General features: G+C 74.0%; 17 protein-coding genes and 1 pseudogene. 9 read left to right on the top strand and 9 right to left on the bottom strand.

Annotation, left to right across the window (positions count from 1 at the left end; all coding sequences use genetic code 11):
* Window positions 1-32: 32 nt before the first annotated feature.
* A complete protein-coding gene (locus ACFYZF_RS11070) occupies window positions 33-1,511 on the bottom strand; it encodes a glutamate--cysteine ligase (RefSeq protein WP_387018302.1) in 1,479 nt (492 codons plus the stop codon).
* A gap of 182 nt (window positions 1,512-1,693) precedes the next feature.
* Between ACFYZF_RS11070 and ACFYZF_RS11065 the strand changes: the two genes are divergently transcribed.
* On the top strand, window positions 1,694-2,032 hold the full coding sequence (locus ACFYZF_RS11065; protein WP_387018300.1) for a DUF3817 domain-containing protein: 339 nt from the start codon (window positions 1,694-1,696) through the stop codon (window positions 2,030-2,032).
* 85 nt (window positions 2,033-2,117) lie between these two features.
* Here the strand turns inward: ACFYZF_RS11065 and ACFYZF_RS11060 are convergent, their stop codons facing one another.
* Both ACFYZF_RS11060 and ACFYZF_RS11055 read right to left on the bottom strand, forming a co-directional pair.
* Complete coding sequence (locus ACFYZF_RS11060; protein WP_387018297.1) at window positions 2,118-2,978, bottom strand: alpha/beta fold hydrolase; 861 nt, start codon at window positions 2,976-2,978, stop codon at window positions 2,118-2,120.
* Window positions 2,979-3,182: 204 nt separating this feature from the next.
* A complete protein-coding gene (locus tag ACFYZF_RS11055) occupies window positions 3,183-3,725 on the bottom strand; it encodes a hypothetical protein (protein ID WP_387018295.1) in 543 nt (180 codons plus the stop codon).
* Between the two features lie 159 nt (window positions 3,726-3,884).
* Here ACFYZF_RS11055 and ACFYZF_RS11050 point away from each other — a divergent pair, with 159 nt between their 5' ends.
* Genes ACFYZF_RS11050 through ACFYZF_RS11040 form a run of 3 tightly spaced genes read left to right on the top strand, consistent with a single transcriptional unit; the run spans window position 3,885 to window position 7,888 of the window.
* Window positions 3,885-5,009: a Vms1/Ankzf1 family peptidyl-tRNA hydrolase gene (locus ACFYZF_RS11050; RefSeq protein ID WP_387018292.1), complete on the top strand. Its 1,125-nt coding sequence runs from the start codon at window positions 3,885-3,887 to the stop codon at window positions 5,007-5,009.
* Window positions 5,002-6,774, top strand: coding sequence for a thiamine pyrophosphate-binding protein (locus ACFYZF_RS11045; RefSeq protein WP_387018289.1), 1,773 nt, complete (start codon window positions 5,002-5,004; stop codon window positions 6,772-6,774). Before ACFYZF_RS11050 ends, ACFYZF_RS11045 begins: the two co-directional genes overlap by 8 nt.
* A gap of 52 nt (window positions 6,775-6,826) precedes the next feature.
* Entirely contained in the window at window positions 6,827-7,888 is a 1,062-nt protein-coding gene (locus tag ACFYZF_RS11040) for an iron-containing redox enzyme family protein (protein ID WP_387018287.1), read from the top strand.
* Between the two features lie 74 nt (window positions 7,889-7,962).
* On the opposite strand, the gene ACFYZF_RS11035 is transcribed toward ACFYZF_RS11040, so the two are convergent.
* Entirely contained in the window at window positions 7,963-8,187 is a 225-nt protein-coding gene (locus ACFYZF_RS11035) for a CDGSH iron-sulfur domain-containing protein (RefSeq protein WP_387018284.1), read from the bottom strand.
* 235 nt (window positions 8,188-8,422) lie between these two features.
* Between ACFYZF_RS11035 and ACFYZF_RS11030 the strand changes: the two genes are divergently transcribed.
* A complete protein-coding gene (locus tag ACFYZF_RS11030) occupies window positions 8,423-9,826 on the top strand; it encodes a hypothetical protein (RefSeq protein WP_387018281.1) in 1,404 nt (467 codons plus the stop codon).
* Between the two features lie 298 nt (window positions 9,827-10,124).
* Window positions 10,125-11,000: pseudogene (locus tag ACFYZF_RS11025) on the top strand (SigB/SigF/SigG family RNA polymerase sigma factor); the annotation flags it as partial.
* A 91-nt stretch (window positions 11,001-11,091) separates the two neighbouring features.
* Here the strand turns inward: ACFYZF_RS11025 and ctaD are convergent.
* The 5 genes from ctaD to ACFYZF_RS11000 form a co-directional block, all read right to left on the bottom strand.
* Complete coding sequence (gene ctaD / locus ACFYZF_RS11020) at window positions 11,092-13,095, bottom strand: cytochrome c oxidase subunit I (RefSeq protein WP_387018279.1); 2,004 nt, start codon at window positions 13,093-13,095, stop codon at window positions 11,092-11,094.
* A 109-nt stretch (window positions 13,096-13,204) separates the two neighbouring features.
* A complete protein-coding gene (locus ACFYZF_RS11015) occupies window positions 13,205-13,936 on the bottom strand; it encodes an ATP-binding protein (RefSeq protein WP_387018276.1) in 732 nt (243 codons plus the stop codon).
* Window positions 13,937-14,016: 80 nt separating this feature from the next.
* Window positions 14,017-14,469, bottom strand: a complete 453-nt coding sequence (locus ACFYZF_RS11010) for a DUF4383 domain-containing protein (protein WP_387018431.1) — start codon at window positions 14,467-14,469, stop codon at window positions 14,017-14,019.
* 147 nt (window positions 14,470-14,616) lie between these two features.
* Window positions 14,617-15,774: a glycosyltransferase gene (locus tag ACFYZF_RS11005; protein ID WP_387018273.1), complete on the bottom strand. Its 1,158-nt coding sequence runs from the start codon at window positions 15,772-15,774 to the stop codon at window positions 14,617-14,619.
* 123 nt (window positions 15,775-15,897) lie between these two features.
* Complete coding sequence (locus ACFYZF_RS11000) at window positions 15,898-16,878, bottom strand: glucosyl-3-phosphoglycerate synthase (RefSeq protein ID WP_387018429.1); 981 nt, start codon at window positions 16,876-16,878, stop codon at window positions 15,898-15,900.
* A gap of 227 nt (window positions 16,879-17,105) precedes the next feature.
* Between ACFYZF_RS11000 and ACFYZF_RS10995 the strand changes: the two genes are divergently transcribed.
* The 3 genes from ACFYZF_RS10995 (at window position 17,106) to secA2 (ending at window position 21,596) form a co-directional block, all read left to right on the top strand.
* Window positions 17,106-18,134, top strand: a complete 1,029-nt coding sequence (locus ACFYZF_RS10995) for a Gfo/Idh/MocA family protein (RefSeq protein WP_387018270.1) — start codon at window positions 17,106-17,108, stop codon at window positions 18,132-18,134.
* Window positions 18,127-19,215, top strand: a complete 1,089-nt coding sequence (locus tag ACFYZF_RS10990) for a zinc-binding dehydrogenase (protein WP_387018268.1) — start codon at window positions 18,127-18,129, stop codon at window positions 19,213-19,215. The genes ACFYZF_RS10995 and ACFYZF_RS10990 overlap by 8 nt, the downstream gene beginning before the upstream one ends.
* 86 nt (window positions 19,216-19,301) lie before the next feature.
* The gene (gene secA2 / locus ACFYZF_RS10985) at window positions 19,302-21,596 is read left to right on the top strand and encodes an accessory Sec system translocase SecA2 (protein WP_387018265.1); all 2,295 of its coding nucleotides are present in this window, start codon (window positions 19,302-19,304) and stop codon (window positions 21,594-21,596) included.
* The last annotated feature ends 194 nt before the right edge of the window (window positions 21,597-21,790 follow it).

The following is a 21,790-nucleotide window of genomic DNA, read 5'->3' as shown; positions in this document are numbered from 1 at the left end:
CGGTCGCCGCGCCCGTAGTGGGGCCCGGGCGGTCAGGGGATCGGCCACTCGTGGACAGGGCGGTTGCTGTGCATCAGGTCCACGTAGTGCCGGACCACCTCGCGCAGCGCCGCCGGCCGGTCCAGGTGGTCGGCGGACTCCAGCCGGTGCAGCGTCTCCACCTGCCAGGTGGCCCCGTTACGGCCGGTCAGGCAGCGCTGCTCGATGATGCCGAGCAGCCGGTCCCGCTCGGCCGGGTCCAGGCCCCACCGGTCCAGCCCGTGATGGGCCAGCGGCAGCAGCCGGCGCAGCACCAGCTCGGTGACGGGCAGGTACCCCAGGCCGGGCCAGAACACCTGGGCGTCGATGCCGTGCCGGGCGCCGCTGGTGAAGTTCTCCTCGGCGGCGCTGAACGACATCTGCGACCACACTGGCCGGTCCGACTCGGCGAGGGCACGCACCAGCCCGAAATAGAAGGCGCCGTTGGCCACGGTGTCCAGCACCGTCGGGCCGGCGGGCAGCACCCGGTTCTCCACCCGCAGGTGCGGGCGGCCCTTGAACACGTCGTACACCGGGCGGTTCCAGCGGTAGACGGTGCCGTTGTGCAGCCGCAGCTCGGCGAGCTTCGGCACGTCACCACGGGCGAGAGCCTCGGCCGGGTCCTCCGGGTCGCACACCGGCAGCAGCGCGGGGAAGTAGCGGACGTTCTCCTCGAACAGGTCGAACACCGTGGTGATCCACCGCTCGCCGAACCACACCCGCGGGCGTACCCCCTGGGCCTTGATCTCCTCCGCCCGAGTGTCGGTGGCCTGCTGGAACAGCGGGATGCGGGTCTCGCGCCACAGCTCCCGGCCGAAGAACAGCGGCGAGTTCGCGCCGAGGGCGACCTGGATGCCGGCGATCGCCTGGGCGGCGTTCCAGTAGTCGGCGAACTGGGCCGGGCTGACCTGGAGGTGGAACTGGGTGCTGGTGCAGGCCGCCTCGGGGGTGATGGTGTCGGCGGTGACCCCGAGCCGCTCGACCCCGCTGATCGAGATCCGCAGGTCCTCGCCGCGGGCGGCGAAGATCTGCTCGTTGAGCAGCTCGTAGCGCGGGTTGGCCGACAGGGTCGCGGCGGTGAGGTGCTCCGGGCGCAGCGTCGGCAGGATGCCGATCATCACCATGTGCGCGCCGACGCCACGGGCCTTCGTCTCGGCGGCGTTCAGGCTGGCCCGGATGTGCTCCTCGAACGCGGCGGTGCCGGTGCCGGCCAGCCGGCGTGGCGCGACGTTGATCTCGATGTTGAACTGCCCCAGCTCGGTCTGGAAGCTCGGATCCTCGATGGCGGTCAGCACCTCCGAATTGCGCATCGCCGGCATCGAGTCGTCGTCGACCAGGTTCAGCTCGATCTCCACCCCGGTCATCGGCCGCTCGACGTCGAACCGGGACTCCCGAAGCATCTCGGCGAAGACGTCCAGGCACCGCCGCACCTTCTCGCGATAGCTGGCCCGGTCCTCGCGGGTGAATGTCCGTACGCCGACGTCCTCGCCCATGGTCACCACCTTGTCACCGTTGGTCCCCCCAACCTCGCACGGCGGCGCGGGCCGGGGAAGACCCGAAGGTCCCTACACGTACCCCGCCGGGGCCCGCGTGATTCCCGTCGCGTCTGCCCGTCGCTGCCCGGATCGGCCGGCCGGTCTGGTTAGCATGGCCGGCAACCGGTGGGGGAGTGACGATGCGCGAGAAGATCACCAAGTTGTTCGTGGCGGCGGCGATCGCCGAAGCCTGCTCCTGGCTGGCCCTGCTGATCGGCATGGCGGTCAAGTACGGGCCGCCGGACAACGAGATCGGGGTGAAGATCTTCGGGCCGATCCACGGCGGGCTGTTCGTCCTGTACGGCCTGCTGGTGCTGGCCGTGGCCCGGCTGCAGCGGTGGCGGCTGTGGCCCACCGTCGTGGCGCTGGCGTGCGCCGTCCCGCCGTTCGCGACCCTGTTCTTCGAGCGCTGGGCAGCCCGGCGGGGCATGCTGCGCACCGCACCCGAGCCGGACCGCCCGCTGGCCCCGGTCGGCTGACCGCCGCCGACACCCACCGGGGCCGCCCGGGCGGGCGCGGCTGACCGTCTCGCCCCGCCAGAGCCGACCCACCCGGGGGTGCCTGTCAGCCGGCGAGGAAGGTGGCCAACGTGGCGGCGAGCTGCTCCGGGGCCTCCTCGGCCATGTGGTGGCCCGAGTCGATCGAGGCGCCCCGTACGTCGTCGGCCCAGTCCCGCCAGATCGCCGCCGGGTCGCCGTACAGGTCGACCATGTCGTCCCGCTCCGACCAGCAGAACAGCACCGGGCAGGCGATCCGCCGCCCGGCGGCCCGGTCGGCGTCGTCGGCCGCCCGGTCCGGGCCGAGCCCGGCCCGGTAGTCCTCGCACATCGCGTGCACCGTCGCCGGGTCGTGGATCGCCCGGCGGTAGTCGGCGTACGCCTCCGCGCCCATGACGGCCGGCGAGCCGCCGTACCAGGCGTCCGGGTCGGCGGTGATCACCCGCTCCGCCGGCTTGTCCGACTGGCCGAGGAAGAACCAGTGCCACCAGCGGGCCGCGAACCGGGCGTCGGCGCGGGCCAGGGCCTCGCCGATCGGCACCCCGTCGAGCACACCCAGCCGGCTCACCCGGCCGGGGTGGTCCAGCGCCGTACGCATCGCCACGTAACAGCCCCGGTCATGCCCGACCACCGCCGCGCGGTCGTGGCCGAGCGCGTCGAGCAGGCCGACCACGTCGCGGGCCATCGCCCGCTTGGCGTACGTGGTGTGCCCGGGGTCGCTCGGCGGCTTCGACGAGCCTCCGTAGCCCCGCAGGTCCGGGCAGATCACGGTGTGCTCCCGGGCCAGCAGCGGCGCGACCCGGTGCCACGTGGCGTGGGTGCGCGGGTGGCCGTGCAGCAGCACCACCGGCGGTCCCGACCCGCCGTGACGCACCCGCAGCCGCACCTCTCCGACGTCGATCTCCTCCAACGCGAATCCCTCAAACATGGCACCCCGGTGCCCGCCCCCGGCCCGCCGGAAACCGCAGCTCCTTCCCACCCCTGGCCCCACGTCACGCTGGACCCATGGTCACGCTGATTCCGTGAATTGGCAGGCGTGTGGAGGCCGCGACGGCGCGCCGCGCCGGCCGGTAGCGCGCTGCCCGCGCCGCGCGGAATTCCGCCAGGCGTCGCTCAGGTGAGCAGAGGCCCGTCAGGTGAGCACGACGGCGACGGCGATCGCGGCGATCAGCACCGCCCCCAGCACGGCCTGGATCAGCAGCGGCGGGCCGAGATGGCTCCACAGGGTGGCGGTGCGCGGGCGCAGCAGCTGCCCGGTGGTGAGGTTGACGATCCGCTCCACCCGGGGCGGCAGGTCCGGGTCCTGCGGCCGGAGGGTGATCTGCACCCAGTCGGCCGGGTGCAGGGCGCTCTGCGGCAGGTGCCCGTGCAGCTCCACCTCGCAGAGCTGGTCGGCGGAGTCGCGCAGCCGCAGCGGGGTGACCAGGAACTCCGGGCCCTTCCGCAGTTCCTTCCAGCTGCGCCGGGCCCCGCCGCCGTTGGACAGCAGGGAACGCAACGCCAGCAGCAGCAGGCCCATCACGCTGGCCGCTGTCACCACGGCGACCAGCACCGGCTGGCCGATCTTCAGCTCGCGGGGATAGCCGTCGAGCAGCCGGACGACCCGGCCGGTGACGATCCGCTGCGTGGGGCGAGCGATCCGCCGGTATTCCAGGTCGCTGTCCATGTGCACCACCGAAAGTCGTTCGCCACCGAGAGTCCGGTTCCCTGCACCGATCGTATCCGCACGCTCGGGTGGACGACGTGAATGAACGCGAGTCACGTTCGTGGCGCGGTCAGGTGACAAGGCCACCGGCGCGGGTAAGCGGGGGGCCGAGCTGGAAAGGGGTCGAGCATGCAGCTGTCCTTCCTGCGCCCGCTCTACGACCGTCCCGGGCCGTGGTGTTCGGTATATCTGGACGCCTCCCGGGACACCGAGGACGCCCGGCCGGCGCTCGACCTGCGCTGGCGGGCCCTCAAGGGCGAACTGCTTGAGCAGGGCGCCGACGCGCCGACCGTGGACGCCGTCGAGCGGGTGGTCCGTGGCCACACCCCGATGCCCGGGGACTACGGCATCGCCGTGTTCGCGACCCGGGGCCGGGTGGTGCTCAGCGAGTACCTGTCCGCGCCACCGCTGCGGGACCTGGCGGCGGTCTCGGAGCTGCCGCACACCATGCCGCTGCTCGCCCAGCGCGGCGAACAGATCGCCTGGGTGCGGGTGTTGGCCGACCGGACCGGTGCCGATGCCGTGGCGGTCAGCGCGGGCGGGGTGCCCCGTCGCGCCCACGTCACCGGCCGGGAGGAATTCCAGCTGCGCCGGGTCAACCCGGGCGGTTGGTCGCAGTCCCGCTACCAACGGGCCGCCATGGAGGCGTGGCACCACAACGCCGGCGACGCGGCGGCGGCCACCGTGGAGCTGGCCGAGAAGGTCGGCGCGGACGTGCTGGTGGTCGCCGGTGACGTGCGGGCCACCGGCATGATCGCCGCCCAGCTTCCCTCCCGCTGGCAGGACGTGGTGGTGCGCACCGACGCCGGGTCGCGGCACGGCGGGGCGGACCCGGCGCTGATGGACGACATCACCGTGCAGACCATCGCCGAGGTGGCCGACCAGCGGATCACCGCCACACTGGACCGCTTCGGCATGCAGGAGGACGTCGGGGCGGGCCTCGACGCGGTCGTGTCGGCGCTGCAACGCAACCAGGTCGACACCATGCTGATCGTGGACGACCCGTCCTCCACAGAGGAGCTGTGGATCGGCCCGGACCCGACCGACATCTCCACCGACCCGGGGCAGCTCACCGCCATGTCGGTGCCCGACCCGCATCGGGTGCGCGCCGACGCGGCCCTGGTCCGGGCGCTGGTCGGCACCGCCGCCGAGCTGACCGTGCTGGCCCCCGACGAGGCGCCCGAGCTGACCGACGGGGTGGGCGCGGTGCTGCGCTACACCGACCCCGCCACCCCCGGGCGGGGAAATGGCTGAGCGTACGGGGGCCGACCTGGTGGTGGAGCGGCTGCGGGCCTGGCGGGTGCCGCGCGTCTTCGGCTGCCCGGGCGAGGCCATCGCCCCGGTCGTCGCGGCCCTGGACCGCTCGGGCGGGGACCCGGAGTTCGTCCCCGCCCGGCACGAGGAGACCGCCGCCTTCATGGCCAGCGGGCACGCCAAGTTCACCGGCGAGATCGGCGTCTGCCTGGCCACCCAGGGGCCCAGCGCCGTCCACCTGCTCAACGGCCTGTACGACGCCAAGCTGGACAGCAAGCCGATGGTGGCGATCGTCGGGGAGGACATCACCGGCCCGCTCGGCGGCGCCCACGAGGAGATCGGGCTGAGCCGGCTCTTCGGCGACGTCTGCAACCAGTTCGTCCGCTACGGGCGCGCGCCCGAGCAGGTTCCCGGCGCGCTGGACCAGGCGTTCCGCACCGCCGCCGCGACCCGCAGCCCCACCTGCGTGGTGCTGCCCCGGGAGGTGCAGACGGCCGTGGCGCCCGATCTGCTGCCGCAGGCCGCCGGGGTGACGTCGGCGACCCCGGGGGAGCCGCTGGCCCGGGTGCTCCCGCACGACGCCGACCTGGCCGCCGCCGCGTCCCTGCTCGGCGCCGGCGGTCGGCTGGCGATCCTGGTCGGTCAGGGCGCGCACGGCGCGGCCGACGAGATCGTGACGCTGGCCGACCGGCTCAACGCCGGGGTGGCGACCAGCCTGCTCGGCAAACCGGTGCTGGACGGGCGGCTGCCCTTCCACACCGGGGTGCTCGGCGAGGTCGGCAGCACCGCGGCCGCCCAGCTCATGGGCGGCTGCGACACCCTGCTGATGGTCGGCACCACCGACCCGTGGACCGACTACTACCCGCTGCCCGGGCAGGCCCGCACGATCCAGATCGACATCGACGGCCGCCGGATCGGCACCCGCCACCCGGTGGACGTGCCGCTGGTCGGCGACGCCGGTGAGACGCTGCGCGCGCTGCTCGACCGGGTGCTCGACCGGGTGCCCGACCAGGCCCGGCGGGACTGGCGCCGGACGGTGGAGAGCTCGGTGGACCGGTGGCGGGAGGAGGCGGCGGCCCGGGCCGGTGAGCCCGGCGAGCCGGTCAATCCGCAGCTGGTGCTGCACCAGCTCTCCGTCAGGATGCCCCGCCCGGCCGCGATCGCCGTCGACGTCGGTTCGGTCATCTACTGGTACGCCCGGCACCTGGAGCTGCGGCCCGGGGTGACCGCCCAGCTCTGCGGAACCCTTGGCTCGACGGGCTGCGCCCTGCCCTACGCGGTGGCGGCGAAGCTGGCCCGCCCGGACCGGCCGGTGATCGCGCTGGCCGGGGACGACGCGATGCAGCTCAACGGGCTGGCCGAGCTGATCACCGTCGCCCGGCACTGGCGGGAGTGGCCCGATCCCCGGCTGGTGGTGCTGGTGCTCAACAACCGCGGCCACTCGGGCACGGGCGGCGACCGGTCACCCGCCGGGGCGTCCGCCCGCCGGCCCGACGTGCCGTACGCCGGGTGGGCCCGGCTGCTCGGCCTGCACGGCGTCCGGGTGGACCGCCCGGAACTGGTCGGGGCTGCGTGGGACGAGGCCCTCGCCGCGGACCGGCCCAGCGTGCTGGAGGCCGTGGTCGACCCCACCGTGTCGCTGCGCCCGCCGGAGCCGGCCCTGGCCGACCTGCGGGGCGTGTTCGCCGACGGCGACGCGGCCCGGCTGGTCCGGGAGCGGATGCTCGACACCCGGGTCGTCGTCGAGGCCGACGACCTCGTTTAGTCCCGCCGGGCCGGGGCACCCGCCGGGTAGGTCGTCATCCGCGAGGAGAGCCATGCCCGAGCCCGCCGACCGTCGTTACGGTCCCGCGCCCCTGCCCCGGGCCCGCGGCCCGGTCTCCGCCGCGCTGGTGGCGGCGCTGCGCCGGCCGCCGCACGACCCGCCGGCGGGCCTCGGCGCCCGGTTCGCCCCGGACGATGGTGGCCCCGGCCCGCTCGTCGACGAGGACCTCCAGCTGACCCTCTTCCTCTGCTACGAGCTGCACTACCGAGGCTGGGCGGGGGTGGCCGAGCACTGGGAGTGGCAGCCGGGCCTGCTGGCCCTGCGGGCCCGGGCCGAGCGGGTCTTCGAGGCGGCCCTGCGCCGGCTGGCCGGCCCGCCGCGTGCGGTGCCGCCCGCCGACGTGCCGCGGGCGCTGGCCGAGCTGGTGGCCGCCGACGACGGCCCGGCGCTGGCCGTGACGGTGCAGCACCGGGCGACGCTGGAGCAGTTCCGCGAGTTCGTCACGCACCGTTCCGTCTACCACCTGCGGGAGGCGGACCCGCACAGCTGGGGACTGCCCCGCCTCGGCGGGCCGGCCAAGGCCGCGCTCGTCGAGATCCAGATGGACGAGTACGGCAACGGCCGGCTGGACCGGATGCACGCCGAGCTGTTCCGGCGCACCATGGACCGGCTCGGCCTGGACACCGGCTACGCCGCCCACCTGGACCGGGTCCCGGCGGTCACCCTGGCCACCAACAACCTGATGTCCCTGTTCGGGTTGCACCGCCGGCTGCGCGGCGCGCTGCTGGGCCACCTGGCGGCGTTCGAGATGACCTCCTCGCTGCCGAACCGCCGCTACGGCAACGGCCTGCGCCGGCTCGGCCTGGACGAGGCGGCCACCCGGTTCTACGACGAGCACGTCGAGGCCGACGCCGTGCACGAGCAGATCGCCGCGCACGACCTGTGCGGCGGGCTGGCCCGGGCCGAACCGGCGCTCGTACCCGACCTGATCTTCGGCGCGGCGGCGGCGCTGGCGGTCGACGGCCTCTTCGCGGGGCACGTGCTGGACGCCTGGGCCCGGGGGGAGAGCTCACTGCGGCCGGTGACCCGCCCGGCGCCGGTCACCGCCGCCTGACCGCCTGCGTTCGCCCCGGAGCCGCCTCACCCCGGAGGCCCCCGCGTGACCCGGAGCCGCCTCATGCCGGGCGGTCAGCCCTCCCGGTCGGTGCCGGCGCGGAACCGCACCGCCTTGTGCGTGCCGTCGCAGAACGGCTTGAGCGCCGACCTGCCGCACCGGCACAGCGCCACCGTGCCCCGGCGCGCGTCGATGGTCCGGCCCTCGGGGGTGACCAGGGCGAAGTCGCCGCGGACCAGCAACGGACCGTCCTCGTACGGGGTGATGGTCGCCGCCGGGGCGTCGTCGTCGGTAGCCATGCCGCACCGTGCCCGTCTGGGGCGCGTCGAAACCCGCCCGGCCCGGCCTGCGCGGGCCATCCGGCGCGGCGTCGGACGCCCCCGCCCAGCCGGTACGCCGGGGACCGCAGGGCGCAAGTGCCCGTACACCGGGGAATGCCCCCGGCGGGTGGCGGAGGCCCCGTTTAGACCCCATCGGGACGGGAAGCCGGGCCGCGTGGCGAACGAGCGAAGCGGGCTGGGACCTGCGCATCCGGTGCGTGGGGGACTCACGGCGGACGGGGCCGGACTGGCGGGGGACCGGGTGGTGGCGGTCGGCAGCACCGGACGCGTCCTGGTCGCCGCCGCGGCCCGGGCCCTGCGCGGGCAGGACTGCGCCGACATGGGCCAGCCGGGCGCGCTGTCCCGGTTCACCGGCGCGCCCGAGCCGGTGCGCCGGGCCGCCGCCGCCCGGGCCGCCGGCCGGGTCGCGCTCACCCCCGACCAGGCCGCCGAGGTCGACGCCGCCCGGGTGGCGCGGTGGATCGTCGACCAGTACCCGCGCCGCCGCTACCCGGGCGTGGTGCTGGGCTCCCCGCACGGCGCGGCGGCTCACCTGGCGGTGGCCCTGGGCGTGCCCTGGCTGCCGGCCGCGTTCGAGACGACGGTGCACTGGACCCGGGGGGCGGTGGACCGCCCCGGAGCCGCCCTCGATCACGGCGCGGCGCTCGCCGCCCGGCTGGTCGCCGGCAACCCCGACGTGCACGTGCGGCAGGTGCACTGCCCGGCCAGCCGGGGCGCCCTCGCCGGGGCGACCGTCTCGCTCGCCGTGCGCTGGCAGCGCCTGCCGGCGGCGTACGCCCGGTTCCTGGCCGACCGGGTCGAGCCCGGAGCCCCGCTGCTGCTGTTGCGCGACGCCCGGACCTGGCCGGTGCACGACCTCGGGCTGGGGCACAGCTTCCAAGCCGGTTCCCCGGCCAGCGGGCTGGAACCGGTGGACTTCCACCCGGAATCGCACGCGCTGCGCCAGGTGCTCCGTTCCGTCGGTGGCGAGGGCTCCCACTGGGAGCCGCCGGAGTTCCACGCCCCGCAGGGCTACGCCGAGCACGGCGTGGAGCCCGGGTTCGAGCTCGCCGTTCGGGCGTGGGCCGGGCGGCGCGGGCACCGGCTGCACCGGGTGCTGTTCCACCGGGCGGAGTCGCTCAGCGCCGCGGTCGCCGACCTGTACCGGGCGTGGCTGCGGCGGGCCGGCAAGACCGGCGACCGGCTGGTCGTCGAGTGCGGGCGGCTGCTCGACCCGTGGCAGGTGCTGCGGGCCGGGCTGGTGCCGTACTGGTGCGAGAACGCCACCCGGCGCGCCGTCGACGCGGTGGAGTGGTGGCTGGCCGGCAGCGAGCCGTTCAGCTCGGTGGACGTGCTGCCGGAGTCGCCGGGGATGCGCTCGCCGGCCCTGGCCGGGCTGCCGCAGTGGCTGGCCGTGGCCGCCTTCGGCCGCCGCCGGCGGGCCCTGGACCGCACCGCGGCCCGGGGCTACCCGGTCACGGTGGTACCCACCCGCCGCGCCACCGAGGTGCTGCGGGCCCAGCCGTACGACCTGCCGGTCCCGCCGCCGCTGCCCATCGCGACCGCCGTCGAGGCGCTGAGTGACGGGACCGGCCAGCAGGGACTGGTGGTCTGCTGACCCGATCCGCCGGGCGTGGAGTGCCGCCCGGCCGGTGCCGAACCGCCCGCCGCGCAGCCACGCTGAGGCCGGCGGCACCAGCCGGCCGAAACATCCTCGCGACCCCGGGCCGCCGTGATTGAGTACCTACGGAGCGGGAACACCGCTGGCTGCGACGGCCCGGACACGCCGCGCAGCCCGTGGTAGACGCTCCTCGACGATTCACGTCAGGTGACCACTTCCGGCCCGGGTGCGTGGCTAGACCACGTACGCGACCGGCTTTCCCGATCAGGCGGGGACCTTCCTGAGGGAGGCGCGGATGTTCGGACAGACCACCACGACCACACCACCACCCACCGACCGGGGTCTGGAGGACCTCGACGCGGCGGCACTGGCGTACGCGGCGCGGATCGAGGGCCTGCCCCCCGAGCGGCGGCAGGAGGCGCGCGACGATCTGGTCCGCTTCGCGCTGCCGTTCGCCGGCCGGCTCGCCCGTCGGTACCGGGGGCGGGGTGAGCCGTTGGAGGATCTGGAGCAGGTGGCCCGGCTCGGACTGGTCAACGCCGTCGACCGGTACGACCCGGAGCGCGGCTCGTTCACCGCGTACGCGGCGATCACCATCGTCGGCGAGATCAAGCGGCACTTCCGGGACCGGACCTGGGGCGTGCACGTGCCCCGCCGGCTGCGCGACCTGATCCTGGAGGTCGGCCAGGCCACCGCGGCGCTGACCAGCGAGTTGTCCCGGGCCCCGTCGGTGGCGGAGCTGGCCGAGCGGCTGGAGACCCCGCAGGAGGAGATCCTGGCGGCCCTGGAGTCCGCCGCCGGGTACAGCCCGGCCTCGCTCAACGCGCCGGTCGGCGGGGAGAGCTCGGCCGAGTTCGGCGACCTGGTCGGCGAGAGCGACAACGCGTTGGAGTCGGTCGACGACCGGGTCACCGTCAGCGGGCTGCTGCACCGGCTGCCCTGGCGGGAGCGGCGCATCCTGGCGATGCGCTTCTACGGCAACCAGACCCAGGCCGAGATCGCCGCCCGGTTCGGCATCTCCCAGATGCACGTGTCCCGCCTGCTGTCGCGGGCGCTGACCTGGCTGCGGCAGGCGATGCTCGCCGACGCCGCGTCGCCGTGGCAGAACGGCGCGGCCGAGTCCGAGGCGGGCAAGGCGCGGATCCCGGTGCGGCACAACGGCGACCGGGTGGCCGCCCCGCAGCCGCCCCGAGACTGAACCGCAGGGCGCGGCGGGGGCGAACCGGTCACCCGGTTCGCCCCCGCCGCGCGTCGCTCGGGGCTCAGCGCTCCGGGGTGTCGTCCCGGCTGTGCGGGTGGCGCCACCGCTCGTTCTCCTGCGGGGCCCGCTCCGCGTCCGGCGGCTCGGTCTCCGGCGCGTCGGTCTGCTCGAAGCTGGGCCGGCGGATCTCCTCCGGCTCCGGCACGTCCACCGGCCGCGCCCCCGATTGCGGCGCCGGCCGGTACTCGACGGCCTTCCGGGCGCCGTGCGCGCCCTCACCCGACGGGGACTCCGGCACGTGCCGCGCGGGGTGCAGCTCCTCGGCGAAGCTCTGCGGCGGCTTCGTGGCGCGCTGCGGCAGGTCCCGGCCGAGGTCGGCGACCAGGTGGCCGTACTTGAGGTCGAACGCGGGGCGCTCGGAGCGGATCCGCGGCATCCGGTCGAAGTTGCGCAGCGGGGGCGGGCAGGTGGTCGCCCATTCGAGGGAGTTGCCGAAGCCCCAGGGGTCGTCCACCGTCACCATCGCCCCGAACCGCCAGGACTTCCACACGTTGTACATGAAGAACAGCGTGGACGCGCCGAGGACGAACGACCCCACCGTGGAGATCGTGTTCAGGGTGGTGAAGCCGTCGCCGGGCAGGTAGTCGGCGTACCGGCGAGCCATGCCCTCGCCGCCCAGCCAGTGCTGCACCAGGAAGGTGGCGTGAAAGCCGAGGAACATGGTCCAGAAGTGGATCTTACCGAGCCGCTCGTCGAGCAGCCGGCCGGTCATCTTCGGGAACCAGAAGTACACCCCGCCGAACGCGGCGAAGACGATGGTGCCGAACATCACGTAGTGGAAGTGCGCCACCACGAAGTACGTGTCGGTGACCTGGAAGTCGGCGGGCGGGCTGGCCAGCAGCACCCCGGTGAGCCCGCCGAGCAGGAAGGTGACCAGGAAGCCGATGGCGAACAGCATCGGCGTCTCGAAGGTGAGCTGGCCCTTCCACAGGGTGCCGATCCAGTTGAAGAACTTCACCCCGGTGGGCACCGCGATCAGATAGCTGAGGATGCTGAAGAACGGCAGCAGCACCTGACCGGTGGCGAACATGTGGTGCGCCCAGACCGTCATCGACAACACCGTGATCGCGATGGTGGCCAGCACCAGTCCCGTGTAGCCGAAGATCGGCTTGCGGGCGAACACCGGGATGATCTCGGTGATGATGCCGAAGAACGGCAGCGCGATGATGTACACCTCGGGATGGCCGAAGAACCAGAAGAGGTGCTGCCACAGCATCGGCCCGGCGGTGGCCGGGTCGAACACGTGCGCGTCGAGCAGCCGGTCGGCGGCGAGCGCCAACAGCGTGGCGGCCAGCAGCGGGAAGACCAGGATCACCAGCACGCTGGTGAGCAGCAGGTTCCAGGTGAAGATCGGCATCCGGAACATGGTCATGCCGGGGGCGCGCAGCGTCAGCGTGGTGGTGATCAGGTTGACCGCGCCGAGGATGGTGCCGAGGCCGGAGACGACCAGGCCGACGACCCACAGGTTCCCGCCGACGCCGGGGGAGTGCTGCTGCTGGCTCAGTGGGGTGTAGGCGGTCCAGCCGAAGTCAGCGGCCCCGTTCGGGGTGAAGAACCCGGCGACCACCATGGTCCCGCCGAACAGGTACAGCCAGTAGGCGAAGGCGTTGAGCCGGGGGAAGGCCACGTCCGGGGCGCCGATCTGCAACGGGACGATGTAGTTGCCGAACGCGAACACCAGGGGCGTCGCGAACAGCAGCAGCATGATCGTGCCGTGCATGGTGAACGCTTGGTTGTACTGCTCGGGGGAGAGGAACTGCATCTCGGGCCGGGCCAGTTCGGCCCGGACCAGCAGCGCCAGCACCCCGCCGATGAGGAAGAAGACGAACGAGGTGATCAGGTACAGCAGGCCGATCTGCTTGGCATCCGTCGTGCCGAGCAGCTTGACCAGCTTGCCCCCGGGCAGCGCCGGCCGCAGCGGGCCGGGGTAGCCACCGAAGCGGGCCGGCGCGAGGATCGCGGGGCCTCGGTCTCGTCCGGGTTCCGTGGTTACCCGCTTGGGCATGCTTCCTCACCCCGTCGTCACGACAGAAAAGGACGGGCGTGCCTACCCGGCCCACCCATCATGTAACCAGGTGAGAGCGGTAATTTCGGTCAATTCGGGGTGAGGGGGCTCAGGTGGCGGGCAGCATCGCCCAGACGACCTTGCCGTCGCCGACCGGCGAGCTGCCCCACCGCTGGGCCAGTTCGCGGACCAGCAGCAGCCCCCGGCCGCCCTCGGCGCGCAGGTCGGTGCCCGGGCTCGGGCGGATGGCCCCACTGCTGCCGTCGGCCACGGCGACCTGTAGATACGACCGGCGCAGCGTGAGCGTCACCTGCATCGGGGTGCCGGCGTGTCGAACGACGTTGCCGACCAGTTCGCTGAGCACCACCGAGGCGGGGCCGACCAGCTCCGGCAGGTTCCACCGCCCGCAGGCGTCGGCGACCAGCTCCCGGGCGCGCCGGCAGGCCCCCGCGACCGGCTCCAGCCGGGCGCGCAGCCGGGGCGCGGCAGCGGCCCCCGCCGTCCGGGTGGCCTCGGCGCAGTCCCGCCGCACCGGCACCACCCGGCCCACGGTCGACTCAGCCAGCCAGTTCAGGGCGTCGGGCGGCGCGGAACAGAGCACGAACGGCACGGCCGGCCAGTCGGCTGCCCTCCGGGCGGCGGCGGCGAACACCGACAGCGCCAACCGGTCGCGCACGTCGACGGCGCCGAGGTCGACGACCAGCGCGTCGGGCTGGTCGGCGAGGCACCGGTCCAGGACGTGGTGCACCGGGCGCATGGTGCCCAGGTCGAGCGCACCGCTGACCCGTACGACGGTCACCGGCGACTCGTCGCGGACCTCGCAGGTGATCCGGCTCGACATGCGCGGTCCTCGCCTTCATCCGTGTCGGGGTTGATCGCAGATACCCGGCACGGGACGGGGTGAAACGGGGCCGGCCCCCGTCAGTGGCGACTCGGGCGGCGGGTGGTGAGCACGCCCAGCGCGATCATCCCGACGCCGAGGAACAGGTGCAGCCAGTTGTCGGCACCGTTGACGGGGATGAAGTTGGCCCCGCTGGAGTGGTCGACCACCAGTCCGTACAGCCACAGCACGAGGTAGATGGCCCCGCCGCCGACGAGGAACGTGCGCGCCCCGGAGACCGTGCGCGCCAGCGCCAGGCCCGCGACCCCGAACAGCAGGTGCACGATGTTGTGCAGGACCGACACCTGGAACAGCCCGAACAGTTTCGCCTCCGAGTCGTGCCCGGCGAAACGCAGGTCGCTGTAGTACGTGGTGACCCCGGGGATGAATCCGAGCACCCCGATCACCAGGAACACCACGCCGACGGCGGCCGCGACACGACGCACGAGGGCGCGGCCGTCGGCAGGGTTACGTCGGGCCCGCGAGTGGGCCATCGGACCGGTCACCGCGATCTCCTCACCGGGTAGGGAAGTCTCGCGGCGCGCGTTCCCGCTGCCGTCGTCCGCAAACCGGCCGCCGGGCCGGGAGATGCGCGAGGCCCCTGCCGTCCCGTGTACCCGGCAGGGGCCTCGCCACCGATGTCAGGCGGGTTGCAGGCGGCGTGCGGTGGCGCCCCGGCGGACCTGCTCGTACAGCCCGACGTAGCGCTGCGCCATGACCGCCGGGGTGAACCGCGTCGCGGCCTCCCGCCGGCACTCGTCGGCGTCCAGCGCGCCCGCGGCCAGGACCAGGTCGGCCAGCTCGTCCTCGTCGGTGGTGAGCAGGCCGGTGCGGCCGTGCTCGATCAGCTCCGGCAGGCAGCCGCGGGCGGTCGCCACCACAGGGGTGCCCAGGGCCAGCGACTCGACGACCGCCGTGCCGCCGGGCTCCTCCCAGCGCAGCGGGAACAGCGAGGCGCGGGCGCCGGCCAACAGGTCGTCGCGCTCCTGCCCGGCGACCGTGCCGACCCAACGGACCAGGTCGCCGTCGACGTGCGGGGCCACCTCGTCGTAGAAGAACCGCACGTCCGGGTTCTGCCGGGCCTCGTCGCCGGCCGCGGCCAGATCCTCCGGCCGGTGGTACGGCCCGACCGGGCCGGCGAGCACCAGCGGCACGCCGACGCGCTGGGCGAGTCGGGCGGCGACGTCCTGGCCCTTGCCGGGGTTGATCCGGCCCAGGACGATCAGGTAGTCGCCCTTGTCCGGCCGGGGACGCCGGTCCGCGTCGACCGCGAGCGGGGTGGACAGGTGCACATGGCCGACCGAGTGGTCGCGTAGCGCCCGGGGGGCGCGGGCGAGCTGTGCGGCGGACACCCCGTTGACCCGGATCCGGTCGCCGCCGTCGAGGTTGCCGTAGAGGGCCGGATGCTTGGCCAAATCCCAGTGCAGGGTGTGCAGCGCCGGCGGGGCGTCCGGGCCCATCGCGGCGAGGGTCGCCAGGCCGACCGCCTCCACGTGGTCGTGGACCAGGTCGATGTCGTCGCGGGCGTGCAGCGCCCGCACGACCCCGCCCAGGTGCGCCTGGGCGATGCCGCAGACCTGGTTGTACGGCCGCTGGAGGGCCCCGAACTGGCCGTCGGGGAAGACGGAGATCTTCTCGTCCACCGGCAGGGTGCTGCTGTCGACGGAGGCGAGGACCACCCGTACGCCGAGCCTGCGCAGCTCCGGCACCAGGGTGGCGATGATGTTCTCGATGCCCCCGTAGCCGGGCGGCGGCACGGACAGCCACGGCCCGGCGTTCATCAGGACGGTCAGGCTCATGCTGGGTTCCTTCCCTCGGCGGGGCCCCCGTCGGCCGCCCGCTGTGTGTCATCTACGTGCCCCGCGGCGGGCGTGGTCACGCCATGCCGCCCCGAGCGGCACGGCCGCCCCGAGGGCGCACCCTCACGCCGCCACCCGTCGACGTGGCAGCCGGTGGCGCAACTCCGCCAACGGGGGCCGCTCCTCGACCGAGACGTCGCTGACCACGATCTCCCGCTCCAGGTTGGGCAGCGCGTCGGAACCGCCCCGACGGAACTGGGTGAGCAGGGCCACCGGCGCGGTGTCCGGGCTGGCCCAGCCGCGTCGCTGCAACCGGGACCACGCGGTCAGCATGATCTGTGCCGACATCCGGCCCAGTGCCGCCGTGTCCTGGTGGCGGTGCTTGCGCTCGCCCAGGTCCACCTGGGCCAGCGCGTCCAACCCGACGAGGTCCAGCAGGTCGATCAGCATCGCCGTCTCGACCCCGTACCCGGAGACGAACGGCACCCGCTCCAGTACGTCGCGCCGGCCGGCGTACTCGCCGGCGAGGGGCTGGACGAAGCCGGCCAGCTCCGGCCAGAACAGGTTGAGCAGCGGTCGGGCCATCAGCTCGGTGACCCGGCCCCCACCGTCGGCCTCCACGCTGGTCGCGCCGACCAGCGGCCGGTGGTAGAAGCCCTTGACGAACTCCACCGACGGGTCGGTCAGCAGCGGGCCGAGCAGGCCCGTGACGAAGTGCGGGCGGAACTCGCGCAGGTCGGCGTCGACGAACGCGACAATGTCCCCCTCGGCGGCGGCCAGGCCCGCCCAGAGCGCGTCACCCTTGCCGGTCAGCCGGGGCAGGCCCAGGGTCATCTCGTCCTGGCCGACCACCTCCGCGCCGGCCGCCCGGGCCACCTGCGCGGTCCGGTCGGTCGACCGGGAGTCGACCACGATCAGCTCGTCGACCAGGGCCACCCGGTCCATCAGGTGCTCCCGGATGGTCGACACGATCGCGCCGACCGTCGTCTCCTCGTTGTGCGCCGGCAGCACCACGCTGACCCGGCTGTCGCCCTTGGCGCGCATCAGGCGCTGCGGCGTCCACTCGCTCGCCGAGGTGGTCCGGTATGTCGCCCACGCCTCCACCACCGGTGAGACGCTCGATTCAGTATCCCGCACAGACACACCCCCCAAGTTCGCTGCGGAAACGCAATGTGGTGTTTTCCCAGAACCACCCGCGCGCTAACCGAATCATCCCTAACAGCTTGATCACGGGCCGCGCGCCGGGCTGGTCACAGCGGTGAACGTTTGGTTGCCCAGCTACGGGGGGAGTGCTCTACGAATACGTGAAACCGTGGTGAGAGGGTTTGTCGATGCGCGTGTGCCGGGTGGGACTGATCGGGGCCGGCGGGGTGGCGCAGCGCCATGCCCGGGTGTTGGGCGGCTTCGAGGACGTGGAGATTCTCGGCGTGACCGACGTGACGCGCAGCGCGGCGGCCGAATTGGCCGACGCGCACGGCGCCGCGACGTTCGCCGACGTGGACGAGCTGCTCGCGGCCGGCCCGGACGCGGTGTACGTCTGCGTGCCGCCGTTCGCGCACGGCCCGGTGGAGGAGGCGATCGTCGCCGCCGGGGTGCCGATGTTCGTGGAGAAACCCGTCTCGGTGGACCTGGACACCGCCGAGCGGATCGCCGACCTGGTGGCCCGGCGCGGGCTGCTCACCGGGGTCGGCCACCACTGGCGGTACCTGCACGTGGTGGACGAGGCCCGCGAGTTGCTCGCCGGCCGGCCGGTGCGGATGGTCAGCGGGGCCTGGCTGGACAAGGTGCCGCCGGTGGACTGGTGGGCCCGCCGGGATCGCTCCGGCGGCCCGGTGGTCGAGCAGGCCGCGCACGTGCTGGACCTCATGCGCGCGCTGGTCGGCGAGGTCGCCGAGGTCACCGCGTACGGCGACGGCACCCCGCCACCGGTCGACGGGGCCGACATCGACTCGGTGACCACGGCCGCCCTGCGCTTCGCCGACGGGGCGGTGGGCACCCTCGCCGCCGCCTGCGTGCTCGGCTGGAAGCACCGCGCCGGGCTGGAGATCCTCGCCGACGGGCTGGCCCTGTCGCTGGCCGAGGACGGCCTGACGATCCGCGACGCCGACGGCGAGCGGCACCTGCCCGCCGACCCCGACGGCGCGCGGACCGCCGTCGACCGGGCCTTCGTCGACGCGGTACGCGGCGTCGGCGACGACGTCCGGGTCCCGTACGCGGAGGCGCTCGGCACCCAGCGACTGGCCATCGCGGTCGCCGAGTCGGCGGCCACCGGCCGGCCGGTGGCGCTGCCCACCGGCCCGGCCACGACGCCCCGGACGGCCACCGCGGCGGCCCCGGCGGGGGTGGGCGTCGATGCGTGACCGGGTGGTGGTGGTCAGCGGCCCCGGAAAGGTCGAGCTGGTCGAACAGGACGCCGGTGAGCTGCGGGACGGCACGTTCCGGGTGGAGACGCTGTACAGCGGGGTGTCCGCCGGCACCGAACTGAGCTTCGTCAAGGGCACCAACCCGTACCTCAGCGTCACCTGGAACGCCGGCCTCGGGCTGTTCCAGCCCGGGGAGGCCAGCACCCCGTACCCGGTCGACCGGCTGGGCTACATGCAGGTGGGGCGGGTGGTGGAGAGCCGAACCCCGGCGGTCGCCGTGGGCACCGTCGGTGCGATGACCTACGGCCACCGCACCGGGTACGTCGCCGACCCGGTCGCGGAGCGGTTCGTCCCGCTGCCCGACGACCTCGACCCGCTGCTCGGCGTGTACGTCGCGCACATGGGCCCGATCTGCGCCAACGGGGTGCTGCACGCCGCCGCCGACCTCTGCGGCACCGACGTCCGGTCGCTCGGCGACGGGGTGCGCGGGCGCCGGGTCGCGGTGGTCGGCAGCGGGGTGGTTGCCCTGCTCACCGCCCTGTTCGCCAAGCGGCACGGCGCGGCGTCGGTGGTGGTGCTCGACCCGACCCCGCAGCGCCGGGCGGTCGCCGAGGCGCTCGGCCTGGAGACCCTCGACCCGGACGCCGACGACCCGGCCGTGGTGCTCAAGACCCGGTGGAACCACGCCGCGGGGGACCGGGGCGCGGACGTCGTCTTCCAGTGCCGGGGGCAGGCGTGGGCGTTGCAGCTCGCGCTGCGCCTGCTGCGCCCCCAGGGCACCGTGGTCGACCTGGCCTTCTACCAGGGCGGCGCGGAGGCCGTGCGGCTCGGCGAGGAGTTCCACCACAACGGGCTGTCGCTGCGCTGCGCCCAGATCGGGCGGGTGCCGCGCGGGCTCGCCCCGACCTGGGACCGGGAGCGGCTCTCGGCCGAGACGATCGAGCTGCTGCGGGCGTACGGCGACGCGATCCGCAAGCACCTGGTGTCGGCGGTGGTGCCGTTCGAACAGGCACCTTCGCTGCTCACCGACCTGGCGGAGCGACGCCGCCAGGAGCTTCAGGTGGTGCTGGCCGGCTGATCGTGGCGGGCCGTGGCGGGTGCCTCACCCCGCCGCGGCCCGGCCGGGCCACGAAAGCCGGCCCGGGTCGCGTACCGTTGCGGCTCATGGGTGTGTCGCAACGGTTCAAGAGCAGGTTCCGGCGGTTCCTCCAGCGGCCCGGCACCACGGTCGATCTGGGCCCGCTGGAGAAGCTGCTGCCGGCCATCGAGGCCCGCGAGGAGGAGCTGTCGGCGCTGACCGACGCCGATCTCACCGAGGCTGCCGGCGTCGCCACCGGTTACGAGGAGATCTGCGCCGTCGGCCGGGAGGCCGCCCGGCGAGGGCTTGACCAGCGGCCGTACGACGTGCAGCTGCTCGGCGCGATGGCTCTGCTCTCCGGCAAGGTCGCCGAGATGGCCACCGGTGAGGGCAAGACCCTCACCGCCACGATCGCCGCGTACGGGCACGTCCGGCTCGGCAACGGCCCGGTGCACGTGCTCACCGTCAACGACTACCTGGCCCGCCGCGACGCCCAGTGGATGGAGCCGGTCTACGCCCTGCTCGGGCTGACCGTCGGCTGGGTCAACGAGGCGTCCACCCCGCAGGAGCGGCGCGACGCGTACGCCTGCGACGTCACCTACGTCTCGGTCAGCGAGGCAGGCTTCGACTACCTGCGGGACCAGCTCGTCACCGACATCGACGACCGGGTCCAGCCGCCGCTGGCCACGGCCATCGTCGACGAGGCCGACTCGATCCTGATCGACGAGGCCCGGGTGCCGATGGTCCTCGCGGGCGCGGTCGGCGGAGAGCAGGACCCGGTGCACACCGCCGCGGCGTTGATCCGCGGCCTGCGCAAGGGCAGGCACTACACGGTGGCCGAGGACGGCCGCAGCGTCGCCTTCACCTCCGTCGGCCTGGCCGCCGTCGAGGCCAAGCTGGGCGGCATCGACCTGTACGACTCCGAGCACGTCGGGCAGCTCTCCGCGGTCAACGTGGCGCTGCACGCACACGCTCTGCTGCACCGCGACGTCGACTACATCGTCCGGGACGGCTCGGTGGAGCTGATCGACGAGATGCGCGGCCGGGTGGCGCAGCGCCGCCGCTGGCCCGACGGCCTCCAGGCGGCGGTCGAGGCGAAGGAGGGCCTGGACGCCACCGCCGAGGGCGAGGTGCTGGGCACCATCGCCGTGCAGGCGTACATCGCGCTCTACCCGAAGCTGTGCGGCATGACCGCCACGGCGGTGCTGGTCGGCGACCAGCTGCGCGAGTTCTTCGGCCTGGAGGTGGCGGTGATCCCGCCGAACACCCCCTGCATCCGCGAGGACGAGCCGGACCGGATCTACGCCACCCGGGCCGAGAAGGAGGAGGCGCTGGTCGACGAGATCAAGCGCTGCCACGACAAGGGCCGGCCGGTGCTGGTCGGCACCCTCGACGTCAAGGAGTCCGAGCAGCTCGCCGCCGGGCTGAACGCCGCCGGGGTGGCCTGCGTGGTGCTCAACGCCAAGAACGACGACGAGGAGGCGGCGATCATCGCCGAGGCCGGCGCGTACGGCGCGGTCACCGTCTCCACCCAGATGGCCGGCCGGGGCGTCGACATCCGGCTCGGCGGCAGCGACCAGGCCGACCGGGACCGCGTGGCCGAGCTGGGCGGCCTCTACGTGATCGGCGGCGGCCGGCACGACAGCCGCCGCGTCGACGATCAGCTGCGCGGCCGGGCCGGCCGGCAGGGCGACCCGGGCGGCTCGGTCTTCTGCGTCAGCCTTGAGGACGACCTGGTGGCCCGGCACGCCGGCGACGCCGTGCCGGCCTCGCCCCGGATGAACGCCGACGGCCTGGTCACCGACCCGCAGGTCGACTACGCGGTGGAGCACGCCCAGCGGGTGGCCGAGGGCGTCAACCACGAGATCCACCGCAACACCTGGCGCTACAGCGTGGTCATCGAGCAGCAGCGTAAGGCCCTCGCCGAGCGGCGGGAGCGCCTGCTGACCAGCGACATCGCCGCGCTGATGCTGCTGGAGCGGGTGCCGGAGAAGGCCGAGGAGATGGACGAGGACCTGCTCGCCCGGGTGGCCCGGTCGATCGCCCTCTACCACCTCGACCGGCTGTGGGCCGAGCACCTGGCCGAGCTGTCGGAGGTGCGGGAGGGCGTGCACCTGCGCGCCCTGGGCCGGCTCGATCCGCTCGACGAGTTCCACCGGGCGGCGGTGCCGGCGTTCAACGCGCTGGTCCCGGAGATCGAGACCCGCACCATCGACACCTTCACCGAGACCGATTTCGACGACGACTGGCAGCCGGACGAGTCGACCCTGGTCCGCCCCAGCGCCACCTGGACGTACCTCGTCCACGACAACCCGTTCGGCTCGGAGCTGGACCGGCTCATCGCCTCGGTGGGCCGGCGGCTCAGCTCCGCCCCGCGCTGACCGCCGTCGGGACGGCTCCCCCGCTCGGGGGAGCCGTCCCGGCTGCGGTGATCCGGCCTCGATTCCGGTTTTGACCAGGAAAGCGGGCCGCCTTTCGGCCGTTTCGACCCGGGTCGGTGAGGGTAGTAGCCCGGGCCGGACTCAATCGGGAGAGAGCAGACGATGACACAGCCGAAGATCGGCGCGCGGCGCCG

Origin of the sequence: Micromonospora sp. NPDC001898 (genome assembly GCF_042891255.1) — a bacterium.
Classification (GTDB): domain Bacteria; phylum Actinomycetota; class Actinomycetes; order Mycobacteriales; family Micromonosporaceae; genus Micromonospora.
Note: the sequence above shows the minus strand (reverse complement) of the source record. Positions and strands in the feature narration are given on the sequence as shown.

What these genes read in the sequence shown, in the direction of transcription:
- ACFYZF_RS11060 (WP_387018297.1), bottom strand. Translation starts at nt 2,978, where the DNA reads ATGTTTGAGGGATTCGCGTTGGAGGAGATCGACGTCGGAGAGGTGCGG.
- ACFYZF_RS11005 (WP_387018273.1), bottom strand. Translation starts at nt 15,774, where the DNA reads ATGAGCCTGACCGTCCTGATGAACGCCGGGCCGTGGCTGTCCGTGCCG.
- ACFYZF_RS11065 (WP_387018300.1), top strand. Translation starts at nt 1,694, where the DNA reads ATGCGCGAGAAGATCACCAAGTTGTTCGTGGCGGCGGCGATCGCCGAA.
- ACFYZF_RS11050 (WP_387018292.1), top strand. Translation starts at nt 3,885, where the DNA reads ATGCAGCTGTCCTTCCTGCGCCCGCTCTACGACCGTCCCGGGCCGTGG.
- ACFYZF_RS11035 (WP_387018284.1), bottom strand. Translation starts at nt 8,187, where the DNA reads ATGGCTACCGACGACGACGCCCCGGCGGCGACCATCACCCCGTACGAG.
- ACFYZF_RS11070 (WP_387018302.1), bottom strand. Translation starts at nt 1,511, where the DNA reads ATGGGCGAGGACGTCGGCGTACGGACATTCACCCGCGAGGACCGGGCC.
- ACFYZF_RS11010 (WP_387018431.1), bottom strand. Translation starts at nt 14,469, where the DNA reads ATGGCCCACTCGCGGGCCCGACGTAACCCTGCCGACGGCCGCGCCCTC.
- ACFYZF_RS10990 (WP_387018268.1), top strand. Translation starts at nt 18,127, where the DNA reads ATGCGTGACCGGGTGGTGGTGGTCAGCGGCCCCGGAAAGGTCGAGCTG.
- ACFYZF_RS10995 (WP_387018270.1), top strand. Translation starts at nt 17,106, where the DNA reads ATGCGCGTGTGCCGGGTGGGACTGATCGGGGCCGGCGGGGTGGCGCAG.
- ACFYZF_RS11045 (WP_387018289.1), top strand. Translation starts at nt 5,002, where the DNA reads ATGGCTGAGCGTACGGGGGCCGACCTGGTGGTGGAGCGGCTGCGGGCC.
- ACFYZF_RS11040 (WP_387018287.1), top strand. Translation starts at nt 6,827, where the DNA reads ATGCCCGAGCCCGCCGACCGTCGTTACGGTCCCGCGCCCCTGCCCCGG.
- ctaD (WP_387018279.1), bottom strand. Translation starts at nt 13,095, where the DNA reads ATGCCCAAGCGGGTAACCACGGAACCCGGACGAGACCGAGGCCCCGCG.
- ACFYZF_RS11015 (WP_387018276.1), bottom strand. Translation starts at nt 13,936, where the DNA reads ATGTCGAGCCGGATCACCTGCGAGGTCCGCGACGAGTCGCCGGTGACC.
- secA2 (WP_387018265.1), top strand. Translation starts at nt 19,302, where the DNA reads ATGGGTGTGTCGCAACGGTTCAAGAGCAGGTTCCGGCGGTTCCTCCAG.